The following is a 15,098-nucleotide window of genomic DNA, read 5'->3' as shown; positions in this document are numbered from 1 at the left end:
ACACGCCGCAGGGCCCCGTTCCAAGCACTGGACGGGGCCCTGCGGGCGGTGCGTGCCGGGGATCAGTGGTGGCCGTGGCCTTCCATGATCTCCTTGTACTCCTTCTGCGTGGGCTTCGGCACCTGGCCGGCCGGTCCGTAGTAGCCGCGGTTGAGCTTGATCCGCAGCTTCTCCACCGGGCCCACCGTGCGCCGGACACCGTTCTCGTCGGTGGCCGCCGGCAGCTCGGCCGGCCTGTGCTGGTCGTGCTGAGTGAGCAGGTGGAGCTGCTCGGCGGGCAGCGGCTCGTGGACCTCGACGAACTCGCCGTGCGGCAGGCGCTTGATGACACCGGTCTCCCGGCCGTGCAGCACCTTCTCGCGGTCCCGCCGCTGGAGTCCGAGGCAGATCCGCCGCGTGATCACGAAGACCACCACCGGCACCAGGAAGAAGCCGATCCGCACGAACCAGGTGATCGCGTTGATGGACAGGTTGAAGTGGATCGCCCACAGGTCGTTGCCGCCGCCGACCAGCATCACGAAGTACCAGCTGATCCACGCGGCCCCGAAGCCCGTGCGGGTCGGCGCGTTCCGCGGCCGGTCGAGCAGGTGGTGCTCCCGGTTGTCCTTGGTGACCCAGGACTCGAAGAACGGGTAGACCGCGATCGCCGCGAGCACCAGTGGGAAGACCATCAGAGGCACGAACACACCGAAGTTGATGGTGTGGCCGGTCGGGATGACCCACTCCCAGCCGGGCATCACCCGGATGAGTCCCTCCGAGAAGCCCATGTACCAGTCGGGCTGGGCGTTGGTGGACACCAGGTCGGGCCGGTACGGCCCCAGCACCCACACCGGGTTGATGCTGAACGTGGCGGAGATGATCGCGATGACGCCGAAGACGAGGAAGAAGAAGCCGCCCGCCTTCGCCATGTAGATCGGCATCAACGGGAAACCGACGACGTTCTTGTTGGTCCGTCCGGGCCCCGGGTACTGGGTGTGCTTGTGGTAGAAGACCAGGATCAGGTGTGCCACCACGAGCCCGAGCATGATGCCCGGCAGCAGCAGGACGTGGAAGGTGAAGAACCTCGGGATGATATCCGTGCCGGGGAACTCGCCGCCGTAGAGGAACATCGCCAGGTAGGTGCCGACCAGCGGCACCGCGAGGATCGCGCCCTCCATGAACCGGACGCCGGTGCCGGACAGCAGGTCGTCCGGGAGCGAGTAGCCGGTGAAGCCGGTGAACATGCCGAGCACGAACAGCAGGAAGCCGAAGAGCCAGTTCAGCTCGCGCGGCTTGCGGAACGCGCCGGTGAAGAACACCCGCATCATGTGCACGAACATGGCGACGAGGAAGATCAGCGCCGCCCAGTGGTGGATCTGCCGCATGAGCAGACCGCCGCGGACGTCGAAGCTGATGTCCAGCGTGGAGGCGTAGGCCTCCGACATCAGCACGCCCTGCATCGGCACGTAGCTGCCGTGGTAGTGCACCTCGGCCATGCTCGGCTTGAAGAACATGGTGAGGTAGACGCCGGTCAGCAGGATGATGATGAACGAGTAGAGCGCGATCTCACCCAGCAGGAACGACCAGTGGTCGGGGAAGACCTTGCGCAGGTTCTTCTTCGCCGCGCCGTAGACGCCCAGCCGGCCGTCGGCCCAGTCGGCCACCCGCTCACCGGCCGGGGCCTTGCCCCGCCCGGTCGAGGTGTCGGTTGCAGTACTCATCCGCGCTCCCAGAAGCTCGGGCCGACGGGCTCGGCGAAGTCGCTCTGCGCCTGGAGGAAGCCGTCCTTGTTGACGCTGATGTTCAGTTGGGGCAGGGGGTGCCCGGCCGGGCCGAAGATCACCCGCGCGCCGTCCGACAGGTCGAAGGTCGACTGGTGGCAGGGGCACAACACGTGGTGGGTCTGCTGCTCGTAGAGACTGACCGGGCAACCGACGTGGGTGCAGATCTTGGAGAACGCCACGATGCCCTCGTGGGACCAGTCGAGCTCCTGCTTGTCCTTGATGTCCTCCGGCTCCAGCCGGACGATCATCAAGGCGGCCTTGGCGATCTCGCGGTGGAACTCGTGCGAGTCCTCCTCCAGGCCCTCGGGCTTGGCGAAGGTCAGCGAGCCGACCTTGACGTCCTCGGGCCGCAGCGGCTGGCCGGTGTTCTGGTTGACCAGCAGCTTGCCCTTGTTCCACAGCGTGTGGCGGAGCTTGTCCTCCGGCAGCGGTCCGAGGTCACGCAGCAGCACCACACCGGAGAGCGGCACCAGGGCCAGCGCACCGAACATGGTGTTGCGGATCAGCTTGCGGCGGCCGAGCACCGAGTCCTCGGCGCCGGCCGAGAACTGCGCGAGCGCCGCGGCCTTGGTGTCCTCGTCACCGGCGATCGGATGCCGGTCCTGAACGGCCTCGTGACCGCTCATGAGGGTCCGCGACCAGTGGACCGCACCGGCGCCGATGCAGAACAGCGCGATGCCGAGCGTCATCCCGAGGGAGAAGTTCAGCGCGCTGATCTTCCCGAGTGGGAAGATGTAGACGATCTTGTCGACCGGGAAGATCACGTACGAGGCGATGAAACCGACGGTCGCCAGCATGGACAGCGTGAACAGCAGGGCCACGACGCGCTCGGAGCGCTTGGCGGCCCGCTCGTCGAGGTCCTGGACGCGGTCCTCGTGCTGGGGCATGCCGGGGTCAGGGAAAGCGCCCTCCGGCAGCGTGGGGTCGCTCGGCTCGCGGCCCTGCTCTTCCGGCAGGTTCTCGTCCGGCACTTCGTGGGTTCCAGTTTCGCTACTCATGACTTCCTGGCCTTGGCGTTCCGGGCGGCGATCCAGACGGTGACGCCCACCAGAACGGGAAGGGCGATGGCCCAGGCGAAGAGGCCCTCACTGACGGGACCGAACCCGCCGAGGCCCCACCCTCCAGGGCTCTCCGTCTCGGAGCTGTTGACCTTCTCCAGGTACGCGATGATCTGCTTCTTCTCCTCCTCCGGAAGTGTGGCGTCCGGGAAGGAGGGCATGTTCTGCGGGCCGGTCTCCATGGCCTCGTAGATGTACTTCGGGTCGACGTCGCCCAGGTCGGGTGCGTACTTTCCCTCGGTCAGGGCGCCGCCCTCACCGGTGAAGTTGTGACACTGGGCGCAGTTCTGGCGGAAGAGGTCGCCGCCGGCGCCGATCTCCTCGCCGCTGAGCCCCTCCGGACTGTACTGCTCCTCGGTCGGGACCTCGGGTCCGGCGCCGAGCGAGGCGATGTAGGCAGCGAGCTGCTCGATCTCCTCGTCGGTGTAGACCTTCGGCTTCTCCGGGGCCTGGACACCCGGGGCCTGCATCGGCATCCGTCCGGTGCCGACCTGGAAGTCGACTGCGGCAGCGCCGACACCGACGAGGCTGGGCCCGTCGCTGCTGCCCTGACCGCCGGTTCCGTGGCAGCTTGAGCAGCCGACGGCGTAGAGCTTCTTGCCCTCCTCGATGGCAAGGGACTGCGATGCGGCGGTGTCGGCCTTCGCCTCACCCGCGGGGGTGAACGCGGCGTACAGCCCCCCGGTGGCCGCCAGCGCGAAGAGTAGAACGACGATCGCCGCCAGCGGATGGCGCCGTCGTGCGGAGAGCTTTTTCACGGATTACCCCGGTGTCAGGATCTTCTGCGTCGATGCTTCTGGATGTGTCTGTCGGTCAAGCGGTCCGGGTGCGCGCCCGGCTCACTTGATCAGGTAGATCGTGGCGAAGAGGCCGATCCAGACCACATCGACGAAGTGCCAGTAGTAGGACACGACAATGGCAGCGGTGGCCTGGTGATGGGTGAACCGACGGGCCATGTACGTCCTGCCGAGGACGAACAGGAACGCGATCAGTCCGCCGGTCACGTGCAGGCCGTGGAAGCCGGTCGTGAGGTAGAACGCCGATCCGTAGGGGTCGGAGGAGAGCGAGAGGCCCTCGTGCTTGACCAGTTCCACGTACTCCGTGACCTGGCCGCCGATGAAGACCGCACCCATCACGAACGTGATCACGAACCACGACCGTAGCTTCTTCACGTCCCCGCGCTCGGCGGCGAACACGCCGAGCTGGCAGGTCAGGGAGGAAAGCACCAGGATCGTCGTGTTCCCCGCCGCGAACGGCAGGTTCAGGGCGTCCGCCTGTTCCTGCCAGTACTCTGCGCCCATCACGGAGCGCAGGGTGAAGTACATCGCGAAGAGGGCCGCGAAGAACATCAGCTCGGAACTCAGCCAGATGATGGTTCCGACGCTGGTGAGGTTCGGCCGGTTGACCGATGGGTGCGCGTGCCCGGTTTCTACTGCTGTTGCTGTCGCCACGACCGACATTATGTCGGTCTCTTATTCCGTCCTCACCCCGGGGGGTGCCGTTCGGTGTGTCCGACCGCTGTGGGCTGCTCGAACGGCCCCCCGGGAGCCCGGGCGGACGGCTGCCCGTACGGGCGGTGAAGGGGTAGCATCCTGGCAGCGCTCCGCTGCTCCCCGCGGTGTCCCACGGCGCCCGGCGGCGGCGCGTGCAGTGCCCGCGGTGACCGCGGCGCCCGCGGCGGCAGTGCCCGTCCGTGCGGCGGCCACCGGCTCTGACCGACGACGCGGAGGAACGATGCAGCAGCCCACGGCCAAGGTGCTGGTCTACAGCGACGACAGCAACACCCGCGAGCAGGTGCGGCTGGCCGCGGGCCGCCGGCCGGCTGCCGACACCCCTGCGGTCGAGTACCTGGAGTGCGCGACGCTGCCCGCCGTCCTGTCCGCGCTGGAGGCGGGCGGTGTCGACGCCTGCGTCCTGGACGGCGAGGCCGCACCGGCCGGCGGCATGGGCGTCTGCCGGCAGATCAAGGACGAGATCTTCGACTGCCCGCCGGTGCTGCTGCTGATCGGCCGCCCGCAGGACGCCTGGCTGGCCAACTGGAGCCGCGCGGAGGCCGTGGCCGCCCACCCGGTGGACCCGGTGGCGCTCGCCGACTCGCTGGCCGGGCTCCTGCGCGCGGCGCAGCCCAGCGCCGCCTGACGCTCCGGCGGCGGCGCCCCGCGTACTCACGGGACCGAGGGGCGCCGTGCCGCCGCCGTCGACGCCGGCCCCGCTCAGAGCTGCGGACGCAGCCGGGCGGCGGCCGCGGGATCCGCATCGGGTCGGCTGTCCGTGAGGAGGGCGCTTCCCGCGCGCCACTCCTCCCAGTCGAGGTTCCAGTCGCCGAAGCCGTTGCCGAAGGCGGGCATCCGGCTGCCCTCCGTGTTGACGTGCGTGACCAGATCGCCCCGGCGCACGTTGTCGAAGAACCACTTGGCGTCGGCCGTGCTCATGCCGGTGCAGCCGTGGCTGACGTTCGCGTACCCCTGGGAGCCGGTCGACCAGGGGGCGCCGTGCACGTACTCGCCGCTCCACGTCAGCCGGGTGGCCCAGTGCACCGGCAGGTCGTAGAACTCCGAACTGCCGCGCCCGATACCGATGCTGGTGCTGCGCATGCGTACGAACGAGTCCCGGCCCAGGATGACCTTGGTTCCGTTCCGAGTGCGGAATCCGGCCTTGCCGGTGGTGATCGGCATCGTCCTGGCCACCTCGCCGTTCCGCTCGACCCGCATCTCCAGGGCCGCGGCGTCCGCGACGGCCTCGACCCGGTCGCCGGTCCGGAGCGTCAGCGAGGCGTCCGCCGCACCGTGCAGGTTTTTCCTGATCCGGACGCCAGCCAGCGCACTGCGCACCGTGACGGTGGCACGGGCGGGCCAGTACTCCTTCGGACGGTAGTGCAGCTTCCGGTCGTCCACCCAGTGCCAGGCGCCCTCGGTTCGGGGCTGCGACCGCACCCGCAGGCCGCGCTCGACGAGTCGGCGCTGCTCCGGTTCGCTCACCGCCCGGCTCAGCTCGGCCGTGACCGGCTGGCCGACGCCATAGGTACCGCTCTCCGGCCCGAAGGCGACCTTGAGCCGTTTGCCCCCCGTCGCGTCCCCGGTGTCGAAGCGGACGGTGCGGCGTCCCGGCCGGCCGTCGGCGCTCTCGGTGCTGACCCGCACGGTGTACGCGGCCCCTGCCACCAGGGGGGTCGTGCTGCGCCAGCCGGAGCCGTCCTCGGCGAGTTCACCGGCGACCCGGCGGCCGTCACCGTCCACGGCGAGGACGTCGGTCAGCCGTGCGCCGCCGTCCTCCGCGGTGACCTCGAGCGGCCGGTCGGCGTCCACCGGGCGCTTCTCCCCGCCGTCCCCGCCGAGCGGGCGGCCGACACCGACGACCACGTCCGAGGACGCGTCGTAGGGCACCGCGGCGAGGGGGTGGCCCGATTCCCCGCAGGCGGTCAGCACCAGCAGGGGGGCGACCACCAGCGCGCAGCTCATCGCCAGTCGTTGCGGTCCGTGCGTCCCGTGGCTCATTGCTCAAAACTACGAACACCGGGCGGAGCGGGCGCGCTGGACTGCTGCAAACGGGTCGGCCCCGGGCGACTGCCCGGGGCCGATCCTTGACTTCACGCGGAATGACCGCTTCGTTCTACTGGTTCTGGTTCTCGCCGTGGTAGTACTCGAACACCCAGCCGAACAGGCCGACGAGCAGGACCGGCAGCGAGAAGTACAGCAGCCACCAGCCGAAGACCACGCCCATGAAGGCGAGTGCGGCCCCCAGCCCCAGCACGAGCGGCTGCCAACTGTGCGGGCTGAAGAAGCCCAGCTCGCCGGCGTCGTCCGCGACATCGGCGTCCTCGTTGTCCTGCGCCCCGACATCGACCCGGCGCGCGGTGAACGCCAGATAGAAGCCGACCATCACCGTGAGGCCGAAGGCCAGGAAGAGCGCGGTGGTGCCCACCGGCTCCTTCGACCACAGGCCGTAGACCCCGGCGACGATCAGGATGAAGGCGGAGAGCCAGAGGAACATCTTGCCCTGGATCTTCACTTCCCGGCCTCCTTGCCGCCGGTGGTGCCTGTGAGCGCGGCGTCGGTTCCGGCGCGCTCCTGCAACTGGTCCATCGCTGCGATGTTCGGGTGGTGCAGGTCGAAGGCCGGGGATTCGGACCGGATCCGCGGCAGTGTGAGGAAGTTGTGCCGCGGCGGCGGGCACGAGGTCGCCCACTCCAGCGAACGGCCGTACCCCCACGGGTCGTCGACCTCGACCTTCCTGCCGTACTTGGCGGTCTTCCAGACGTTGTAGAAGAACGGCAGCATCGACAGCCCGAGCAGGAAGGAACTGATGGTGGAGAGGGTGTTCAGCGCGGTCAGCCCGTCGGCGTCGAGGTAGTCGGCATACCGCCGGACCATGCCCTCGGCCCCCAGCCAGTGCTGCACCAGGAAGGTGCCGTGGAAGCCGATGAAGAGCGTCCAGAAGGTGATCTTGCCGAGCTGCTCGTCCAGCATCTTCCCGGTGAACTTCGGCCACCAGAAGTGGAAGCCGGCGAACATCGCGAAGACCACCGTGCCGAAGACCACGTAGTGGAAGTGCGCCACCACGAAGTAGGTGTCGGAGACGTGGAAGTCGAGCGGCGGGGAGGCCAGGATGACCCCGGTGAGACCGCCGAAGAGGAAGGTGATCAGGAAGCCGACCGTCCACAGCATCGGGGTCTCGAAGCTGAGCGAGCCCTTCCACATGGTGCCGATCCAGTTGAAGAACTTCACTCCGGTGGGCACCGCGATCAAAAAGGACATCAGGGAGAAGAACGGCAGCAGGACGCCGCCGGTGGCGAACATGTGGTGCGCCCAGACGGTGACCGACAGGCCGGTGATGGCGATCGTCGCGCCGATCAGCCCGATGTAGCCGAACATCGGCTTCCGGGAGAAGACCGGGATGACCTCGGAGACGATGCCGAAGAACGGCAGCGCGATGATGTACACCTCGGGATGGCCGAAGAACCAGAACAGGTGCTGCCACAGCAGCGCCCCGCCGTTCGCCGGATCGAAGATGTGCGCACCGAACTGCCGGTCGGCCTCCAGGGCGAACAGCGCCGCGGCGAGGACCGGGAAGGCCAGCAGGATCAGCACTCCGGTGAGCAGCGCGTTCCAGGTGAAGATCGGCATCCGGAACATCGTCATACCGGGGGCGCGCATGCAGATGATCGTGGTGATGAAGTTGACCGCGCCGAGGATCGTGCCGAAACCGGAGAGCGCCAGGCCCATGATCCACATGTCCGCACCGACGCCCGGCGAACGGACCGCGTCCGACAGCGGGGAGTAGGCGAACCAGCCGAAGTTGGCGGCGCCGTTCGGGGTGAGGAAGCCCGCGACGGCGATCGTCGAGCCGAACAGGTACAGCCAGTAGGCCAGCATATTCAACCGCGGGAAGGCCACGTCCGGCGCGCCGATCTGCAACGGCATGATCCAGTTCGCGAAGCCCGCGAAGAGCGGGGTCGCGAACATCAGCAGCATCACCGTGCCGTGCATGGTGAAGAGCTGGTTGAACTGCTCGTTGGACACGATCTGGGTGCCGGGACGGGCCAGCTCCGCCCGCATGACCAGCGCCATCACGCCGCCGATCACGAAGAACGCGAACGAGGTGATCAGGTACAGCGAGCCGATGGTCTTGTGGTCGGTGGTCGTCAGCCACTTCACCACGACGTTGCCGGGCTCCTTCCGCCGCGCCGGCAACTCGTTCTCGGACGAGTTGTCGACCGTGGCGGCACCCTGGGGTTCGTTGAGGATGCTCACGGGTTGTTCGTCTCCGCATTCTTGGCTGCGTCCGTCTGCGGGATACCCGCCGGGAGGTAGCCGGTCTGGCCCTTCTCGGCCAGTTCCTCCAGGTGCTGCTGATAGCGCTCCGGAGAAACCACCTTGACGTTGAAGAGCATCCGGGCATGGTCCGTGCCACACAGCTCAGCGCACTTGCCCATGAAGGTGCCCTCCTTGTTGGGGGTCACCTCGAAGCGGTTGGTGTGGCCGGGGATCACGTCCTGCTTCATCAGGAACGGCACCACCCAGAAGGAGTGGATGACATCCCGCGAGGTCAGGATGAACTGGACTTTCTCGCCCTTGGGGAGCCAGAGCGTCGGTCCCGGGTTTCCGTTCTGCGGGTTGCGCTGACCGGGAGTGCCCTGGTCCCACACGCCCTCGGCGCCCTCGGGCGCTGCGGAGATCATGCGGTCCGGGATCGCAGCGAGCTCCTGGGCGTCCCGCCCGTCGGTCGAGGCCTCGCCGTCCACGTCCTCCATGTAGTTGAAGGCCCAGCTCCACTGGAAGCCCACCACGTTGACCACGTGGTCGGGTTTGTCCGAGGTGGCGATGAGCTTCGACTCGTCGCGTGCGGTGAAGTAGAACAGCACCGAGACGATGATCAGCGGGACCACGGTGTACAGCGCCTCGATGGGCATGTTGTACCGGGTCTGCGGGGGGATCTCCACCTTGGTCCTGGAGCGCCGGTGGAAGAACACGCTCCACAGGATCAGGCCCCAGACGAGCACGCCCGTGATGAGCGCGGCGGCCCACGAGCCCTGCCACAGGGAGAGAATCCGCGGCGCCTCCTCCGTGACCGGGGTGGGCATGCCGAGGCGGGGGAAGTCTTCTGATGTGCAACCGGTCGCGGTCGCCAGGACCAGGCCCGCAGCGAGCGCCTGCGGCAGCATCCGCCGCATCGGGCGCCGCGACAAGCGGTCGGAGCCGTTGGGACTCACGTAGCGCCTTCCCGAGAGTCTCGCCCGCTCGGCCTGGCGCGGCCCTGATGACCGGGCGCCGACCCTGGCGCGGGCAGGGTTTGGATGTTTATGCGGACCAAACCCTACTGGACGCAATGTGGCGTCGCTCGGGGAGGGTGCCCAACGCGCCGCCGCACCCGACGCAGGAGTGGAATCCTCGGCTCCGCAGGCGTGTGCCCTGGCAGGACGCCCCTCGGAGCGGGCTGGTGGCGGCGTCCGGCGGCACGGGCGGCACGGCCCTCACCGGGGTGTCGGGGGCCGTGCCGACGGGACGTCAGCCGACACCGGGTCAGCCGCGCCCCGCGCGCTCCGGGCGCGTCGGGCGCTCCCCGCCGGAGTCCCGGTCGGCGCCAGGGGCGGGAACCTGCCACGGCGGGGAGCGGTTAGCGTTCCGGTGTGCCCTACTTCGACGCCGCTTCCGCCGCCCCGCTGCACCCCGTCGCCCGGGAGGCCCTGCTCGCCGCGCTCGACGACGGCTGGGCCGACCCGGCGCGGCTGCACCGGGAGGGCAGACGGGCCCGGTTGCTGCTGGACGCCGCGCGGGAGACCGTCGCCGCCGAGGTCGGCTGCCGTCCCGACGAGCTGGTGTTCGCCCCCTCCGGAACCCGGGCGCTGCACAGCGCGATCGCCGGCGCCTTGACCGGGCGCCGCCGGGCGGGCCGGCACCTGGTGGTGTCCGCCGTCGAGCACTCCGCCGTGCTCCAGGCCGCCGAGGCCCACCGCGCGGGCGGCGGGACGGTCGCGGAGCTGCCGGTCGACCGCACCGGCCGGGTCGCCGGGGTCTCGGTCGAGGAGGCGGTCGGCGACGGAACCGCGCTCGTCTGCCTGCAGTCGGCCAACCACGAGGTGGGGACGCGGCAGCCGGTCGCCGAGGCGGCCGCCGTCTGCCGGGCCGCCGGGGTACCGCTCCTGGTCGACGCCGCCCAGTCGCTCGGCTGGGAGGCGCCGCCGGAGGGCTGGTCGCTGCTGGCCGGCAGCGCCCACAAGTGGGGCGGCCCGCCGGGGGTGGGGCTGCTGGCGGTGCGCAAGGGGACGCGGTTCGCCCCCACCGCGCCGCTGGACGAGCGCGAGGCGGGCCGGATGCCCGGCGCCCTCGATCTGCCGGCCGTCGTCGCGGCCGCGGCCTCGCTGCGGGCGGTGCGCTCCGAGGCGGCCGCCGAGGCCGCACGCCTGACGGTCCTGGTGGAGCGGATCAGGGCGCGGGTGCCGCTGCTGGTGCCGGACGCGGAGGTGGTGGGCGATCCGGTGCACCGGCTGCCCCACCTGGTGACGTTCTCCTGCCTGTACGCGGACGGCGAGTCGCTGCTCCACGCGCTCGACCGGGCCGGCTTCTCGGTGTCGTCCGGGTCCTCCTGCACCTCCAGCACACTGACCCCCAGCCATGTGCTGCGGGCGATGGGAGTGCTGTCCGGGGGGAACGTCCGCGTCTCGCTGCCGGCCGGCACGACCGCCGCGGAAGTGGACGCCTTCCTGGCCGCGCTGCCGTGCGCGGTGGGCGGAGTACGGGAGCAGCTCGGCGCCACGGAGTCCGGTCCGGCAGCCGAGGGTCCCGCAGCGGAGGGACCGGAGGCCGCGCGGGACGCGTCGGCAGGCGCCTCCCGCGCATCCGCGCAGGGGCCGGGGCCGGGATCCGGGCTGGAACCCCCGGCAGCGGACTCCGCGCCGGACGGCGCACTGACGGTGGACTCGCTCGGCAGACGCTGCCCGATCCCGGTGATCGAGCTGGCCCGGGTCATCGGCAAGGTGCCGGTCGGCGGGGTGGTGACGGTGCTGGCGGACGACGGGGCTGCCAGGCTGGACATCCCGGCCTGGTGCACGATGCGGGGGCACCGCTTCCTCGGCGTCGAGGGGCATGCCTTCCGCGTCCGCCGCGAACCGGAGCCGGGTGCGGCGTCCGACTGAGCGGCCCTGCCCCGGGCGGTACCGCCCGGGGCAGGGCCGCGGTGGCTCAGCCGAGGTGTTCGCGCACCTCGGAGGCGGCCTCGTCGCCGTAGGCCTTGGCGAAGCGGTCCATGAAGTGGCCGCGCCGCAGCTCGTACTCCTGGGTGCCGACGGTCTCGATCACCAGGGTGGCCAACATGCAGCCGATCTGGGCGGAGCGCTCCAGCCCAACCCGCCACGTCAGCCCGGAGAGGAAGCCGGCCCGGAAGGCGTCGCCCACGCCGGTCGGGTCGACCTTGCTCTCCTCCTGGGCGCAGCCGACCTCGATCGGTGCCTCGTCGGCCCGCTCGATGCGCACGCCCCGGGCGCCGAGGGTGACGACCTGGGTGCCGACCTTCTTGAGGATCTCCTCGGGCGACCAGCCGGTCTTGGTCGAGATGAGTGCCGTCTCGTACTCGTTCGCGAAGAGGTAGGCGGCGCCCTCGGTGAGGGCCCGGATCTCCTCGCCGGTCATCCGGGCCAGCTGCTGGGAGTAGTCGGCCGCGAACGGGATCCCGCGGGCCCGGCACTCCTCGGTGTGCCGCATCATCGCCTCGGGGTCGTCCGCCCCGATGTGCACCAGGTCCAGCGCACCCACGCGCCCGGCGACCGTCTGGAGCTCGATCTGCCGCGCCTCGCTCATCGCACCGGTGTAGAAGGAGCCGATCTGGTTGTGGTCGGCGTCCGTGGTGCAGACGAACCGTGCCGTGTGGAGGACCTCGGAGATGTGCACCGAGTCGGTGTCGACACCGTGCCGCTCCAGCCAGCCGCGGTACGGGTCGAAGTCCGCGCCGGCCGCGCCGACGAGCACCGGTCGGGCGCCGAGCTGGCCCATGCCGAAGCAGATGTTCGCCGCGACGCCGCCGCGCCGGACGTCGAGGGTGTCCACCAGGAACGACAGGGAGACGGTGTGGATCTGCTCGGCGACGAGCTGGTCGGTGAAGCGACCGGGAAACGTCATCAGGTGGTCGGTGGCGATGGAGCCGGAAACGGCGATACGCACGACAGGCTGCTCCTGTGAGGCGACGGCAGGGAACGGCTCACGCTACCCGTACGGGGGAAGTTTCCCGACCGTGCAATTCTACCCGAAAGTAGGTCTTACCTGGCGGCCCCACGGGCCGTAGCGTCGATCGCATGACGAAGCGCGTGCCCTCTCCCGCTGTACGTACCGACGAGCCCGAGTCGCTGGCCGAACTCCGCGGCGACTGCGCCAGGATGGCGCCTCGCTGGCCGGCGCCAGCGGGCCGCACCGGCCCCGCCGCCGGCCCGGCCCCCGCCGCGGGGCCCTCGGGGGTCCGGGTTCCGGAGCGCTCCGCCCGCCTGTTGGACGGCATGTCCGACTACGGCGACTGACGGAACCGCCCCGCGGCCCGCCCCGTCCCACCGGTGTCAGGACCGATCCCTGAGCCGAAGGAGCGTGCGGTGCCCCCTCCTCCCCGGAAGCCGGCGGAAGCCGAGGCCTCCCGAGCCCCCCGAACACGCCGCCTCCGCGTCGTCGCGGTTTCGGCGGTGGCCGTGCTCCTCGCGGGCGGCGGCACCCACTGGGCCCAGAACGCCCTGAACAGCCCGGAGACCCCCTCACCCGCGGGCAGCGGCCGGGGTGACGGCGACCCGCCACTCCTGGGGCTCGACGGCTTCGGGGTGTCGAAGGCGCGGGCCTCGACCCCCTCCGGGCGGGTCAAGGGTGCCTACCGGGCCGAGGGGGTGGAGTTCCCCGAGGGGCCGCACCGGGCCGCCGTGCACCGCACCGGTCCGGCCACGGCGGACGCCCGTGGCGCACCCGGAGAGGACGGCCCGGACGCCGGGCTCGGGGCGGTCGGCAAGCCGGCGGTGGACCGTCTGGCACGGGCGCTCGGCTTGGACACCCGCCCCGAGCGGGACACGCACGCCTGGCGGGTGAGCGAGGGCTCGGACGGCGCGGGCCCGATGCTGCAGGTCACGCGGGCGGCCCCGTCCTCCTGGTCGTTCACGCGCTGGGCGGCGGGCACGGATGACCTGTGCGGCAGCGGGAAGCCGAACGACGGACCGAAGGACGCCGGGCCGTCCGGATGTCCCGCGTACCCGCCCGGCGCGGACGGCCCGGTGGCCCCCGCCCCCGGGGACGCGGCGGAAGTGCCCGCCTCCCCACCGGCCGGGCCCCGCGAGGAGCCCGGGAGCGGGACCGACGCCGATTCCGACGTGCCTCCGGTGTCGAAGGAGCGCGCACGGGAGGCGGCCACCCCGGTGCTGACGGCAGTGGGGCTGGGCGGCGCCGACCTCAACGCGGGCGACACCCGCGGAGCACTGCGCACGGTGACCGCGCAACCGCGGATCGCCGGGCTGCCCACCGAGGGGTGGGAGACGCGGATCACAGTCGGCTCGGATGGCCGGGTGGTGCGTGCCGAGGGTCGACTGGCGCCCTTGGCGGCGGGCGAGGAGTATCCGGTGCTGGGGGCCGAACGGACCCTCGACCTGCTCGACGCGCAGCGCGGAGCCGAGGACGTCAGCTGCGTCCGCGCGCCCTGCGAACCGGCGCGGGGCGCACCGGCCGAGGTGACGGGCGCCGAGTTCGTCCTGGCGGCGTACACCGCTCGGGGTGCGGACCTGCTGGTTCCGTCCTGGCGCTTCGGGCTCGACGGCGGCGGGCGCACGGTGACGCACCCGGCGGTCGAGCCCCGGCTGCTGGGCGCGGACGGCGGAGCCCCGGCGCCGGACGCTCCGGCCCGCCCGGCAGACCCCGGCGCCCCGGCGGAGTCCTACCGGGCCGAGGGAACCGAGCTGACGGTGAGCTTCTGGGCGGGGACGTGCAGCGAACACGCCCTGACCGCCGAGGAGACGGGCGACGAGGTGCGCCTGGGAGTCGAGGCCACCGAGCGGGATCCCGGCAGCCCCTGCGTCATGAGCGCCAGGCTGCTGGAGCGCACCGTGGAACTGGACGCGCCGCTCGGGGGCCGCACGGTCGTCGGCACCGACGGCGAGGAGATCGCGCCCGGCTGACCGACCAGGGGGCCGCGTCGCGCGGCCGGACCGGGACGTCGGACGGCCGTCACCGCCTCGTGGCACGAGGAGCGGCGGTGACCCGCTCGGGGTCACCGCCGCTCCTCGTCGCTCCTCACCCGAGGAGCTTCGCTCAGTTGAACGAGTCGCCGCAGGCACAGGAGCCGGTGGCGTTCGGGTTGTCGATGGTGAACCCCTGCTTCTCGATGGTGTCGACGAAGTCGATCGACGCGCCGCCCAGGTACGGGGCGCTCATGCGGTCGGTCACGACCTTGACGCCGTCGAAGTCCTTGACGACGTCGCCGTCGAGCGAGCGCTCGTCGAAGAAGAGCTGGTAGCGCAGGCCGGAGCAGCCTCCCGGCTGAACAGCGACACGCAGTGCCAGGTCGTCGCGGCCCTCCTGCTCCAGCAGGCTCCTGACCTTCGACGCCGCGGCGTCGGACAGGATGATGCCGTCGGTCTTGGTAGCGGTCTCGTCCGATACGGACATCTGCTTCTCTCCCGGGTTGTACGGACTGCTCTGCCGCCTCAACCAACAGGCGGCCTCCCGGATTCATTCCAGGCCGGGCATGGGTTCCTCTCCCCTCATGCTCGCACACCGGCGCCCGGAGGTCACCGGCCGACGAGTCCGGCGGCCCCCGCGGAGCGCCG

The 15,098-nt window shown here is 70.8% G+C and carries 14 protein-coding genes; 4 read left to right on the top strand and 10 right to left on the bottom strand.

The genetic code is table 11. The features are described from left to right. Positions 1-62: 62 nt before the first annotated feature. The 4 genes from qcrB to ctaE all read right to left on the bottom strand — a co-directional run bounded on the left by qcrB (position 63) and on the right by ctaE (position 4,281). Entirely contained in the window at positions 63-1,700 is a 1,638-nt protein-coding gene (gene qcrB / locus H300_RS0100670; protein ID WP_028425855.1) for a cytochrome bc1 complex cytochrome b subunit, read from the bottom strand. Then, a complete protein-coding gene (gene qcrA / locus H300_RS0100665; protein ID WP_028425854.1) occupies positions 1,697-2,761 on the bottom strand; it encodes a cytochrome bc1 complex Rieske iron-sulfur subunit in 1,065 nt (354 codons plus the stop codon). Before qcrA ends, qcrB begins: the two co-directional genes overlap by 4 nt. Beyond that, positions 2,758-3,579, bottom strand: coding sequence for a cytochrome bc1 complex diheme cytochrome c subunit (gene qcrC, locus H300_RS0100660; protein WP_028425853.1), 822 nt, complete (start codon positions 3,577-3,579; stop codon positions 2,758-2,760). The genes qcrA and qcrC overlap by 4 nt, the downstream gene beginning before the upstream one ends. An 81-nt stretch (positions 3,580-3,660) precedes the next feature. Then, entirely contained in the window at positions 3,661-4,281 is a 621-nt protein-coding gene (gene ctaE, locus H300_RS0100655; protein ID WP_028425852.1) for an aa3-type cytochrome oxidase subunit III, read from the bottom strand. Positions 4,282-4,555: 274 nt separating this feature from the next. Here ctaE and H300_RS0100650 point away from each other — a divergent pair, with 274 nt between their 5' ends. Next, positions 4,556-4,960, top strand: a complete 405-nt coding sequence (locus H300_RS0100650; RefSeq protein ID WP_028425851.1) for a response regulator transcription factor — start codon at positions 4,556-4,558, stop codon at positions 4,958-4,960. A gap of 74 nt (positions 4,961-5,034) precedes the next feature. On the opposite strand, the gene H300_RS0100645 is transcribed toward H300_RS0100650, so the two are convergent. From H300_RS0100645 to ctaC, 4 genes are all read right to left on the bottom strand, one after another. Next, a complete protein-coding gene (locus tag H300_RS0100645; RefSeq protein ID WP_028425850.1) occupies positions 5,035-6,315 on the bottom strand; it encodes an Ig-like domain-containing protein in 1,281 nt (426 codons plus the stop codon). Between the two features lie 115 nt (positions 6,316-6,430). Beyond that, positions 6,431-6,829 (bottom strand): cytochrome c oxidase subunit 4, encoded by a 399-nt coding sequence (locus H300_RS0100640; RefSeq protein WP_028425849.1) that lies wholly within the window; start codon positions 6,827-6,829, stop codon positions 6,431-6,433. Next, positions 6,826-8,571 carry an aa3-type cytochrome oxidase subunit I gene (ctaD, locus tag H300_RS0100635; protein WP_028425848.1) on the bottom strand — a complete coding sequence of 582 codons (1,746 nt, stop codon included), beginning with the start codon at positions 8,569-8,571 and terminating at the stop codon, positions 6,826-6,828. The genes H300_RS0100640 and ctaD overlap by 4 nt, the downstream gene beginning before the upstream one ends. Continuing rightward, positions 8,568-9,530 (bottom strand): aa3-type cytochrome oxidase subunit II, encoded by a 963-nt coding sequence (gene ctaC / locus H300_RS0100630; protein WP_028425847.1) that lies wholly within the window; start codon positions 9,528-9,530, stop codon positions 8,568-8,570. Before ctaC ends, ctaD begins: the two co-directional genes overlap by 4 nt. Before the next feature lie 417 nt (positions 9,531-9,947). Between ctaC and H300_RS0100625 the strand changes: the two genes are divergently transcribed. Continuing rightward, positions 9,948-11,453: a cysteine desulfurase/sulfurtransferase TusA family protein gene (locus H300_RS0100625; protein WP_028425846.1), complete on the top strand. Its 1,506-nt coding sequence runs from the start codon at positions 9,948-9,950 to the stop codon at positions 11,451-11,453. 46 nt (positions 11,454-11,499) lie between these two features. Here the strand turns inward: H300_RS0100625 and H300_RS0100620 are convergent, their stop codons facing one another. Next, a complete protein-coding gene (locus H300_RS0100620; RefSeq protein ID WP_028425845.1) occupies positions 11,500-12,474 on the bottom strand; it encodes a carbohydrate kinase family protein in 975 nt (324 codons plus the stop codon). A 131-nt stretch (positions 12,475-12,605) separates the two neighbouring features. Between H300_RS0100620 and H300_RS0100615 the strand changes: the two genes are divergently transcribed. Next, complete coding sequence (locus H300_RS0100615; RefSeq protein WP_028425844.1) at positions 12,606-12,824, top strand: hypothetical protein; 219 nt, start codon at positions 12,606-12,608, stop codon at positions 12,822-12,824. Between the two features lie 156 nt (positions 12,825-12,980). After that, complete coding sequence (locus H300_RS0100610; protein ID WP_028425843.1) at positions 12,981-14,447, top strand: hypothetical protein; 1,467 nt, start codon at positions 12,981-12,983, stop codon at positions 14,445-14,447. A gap of 133 nt (positions 14,448-14,580) precedes the next feature. Here the strand turns inward: H300_RS0100610 and H300_RS0100605 are convergent, their stop codons facing one another. Further along, entirely contained in the window at positions 14,581-14,937 is a 357-nt protein-coding gene (locus H300_RS0100605) for an iron-sulfur cluster assembly accessory protein (RefSeq protein WP_028425842.1), read from the bottom strand. Positions 14,938-15,098 lie beyond the last annotated feature (161 nt).

This window comes from Streptomyces sp. TAA040 (genome assembly GCF_000424845.1).
This window is presented reverse-complemented; position numbering and strand designations above follow the sequence as displayed.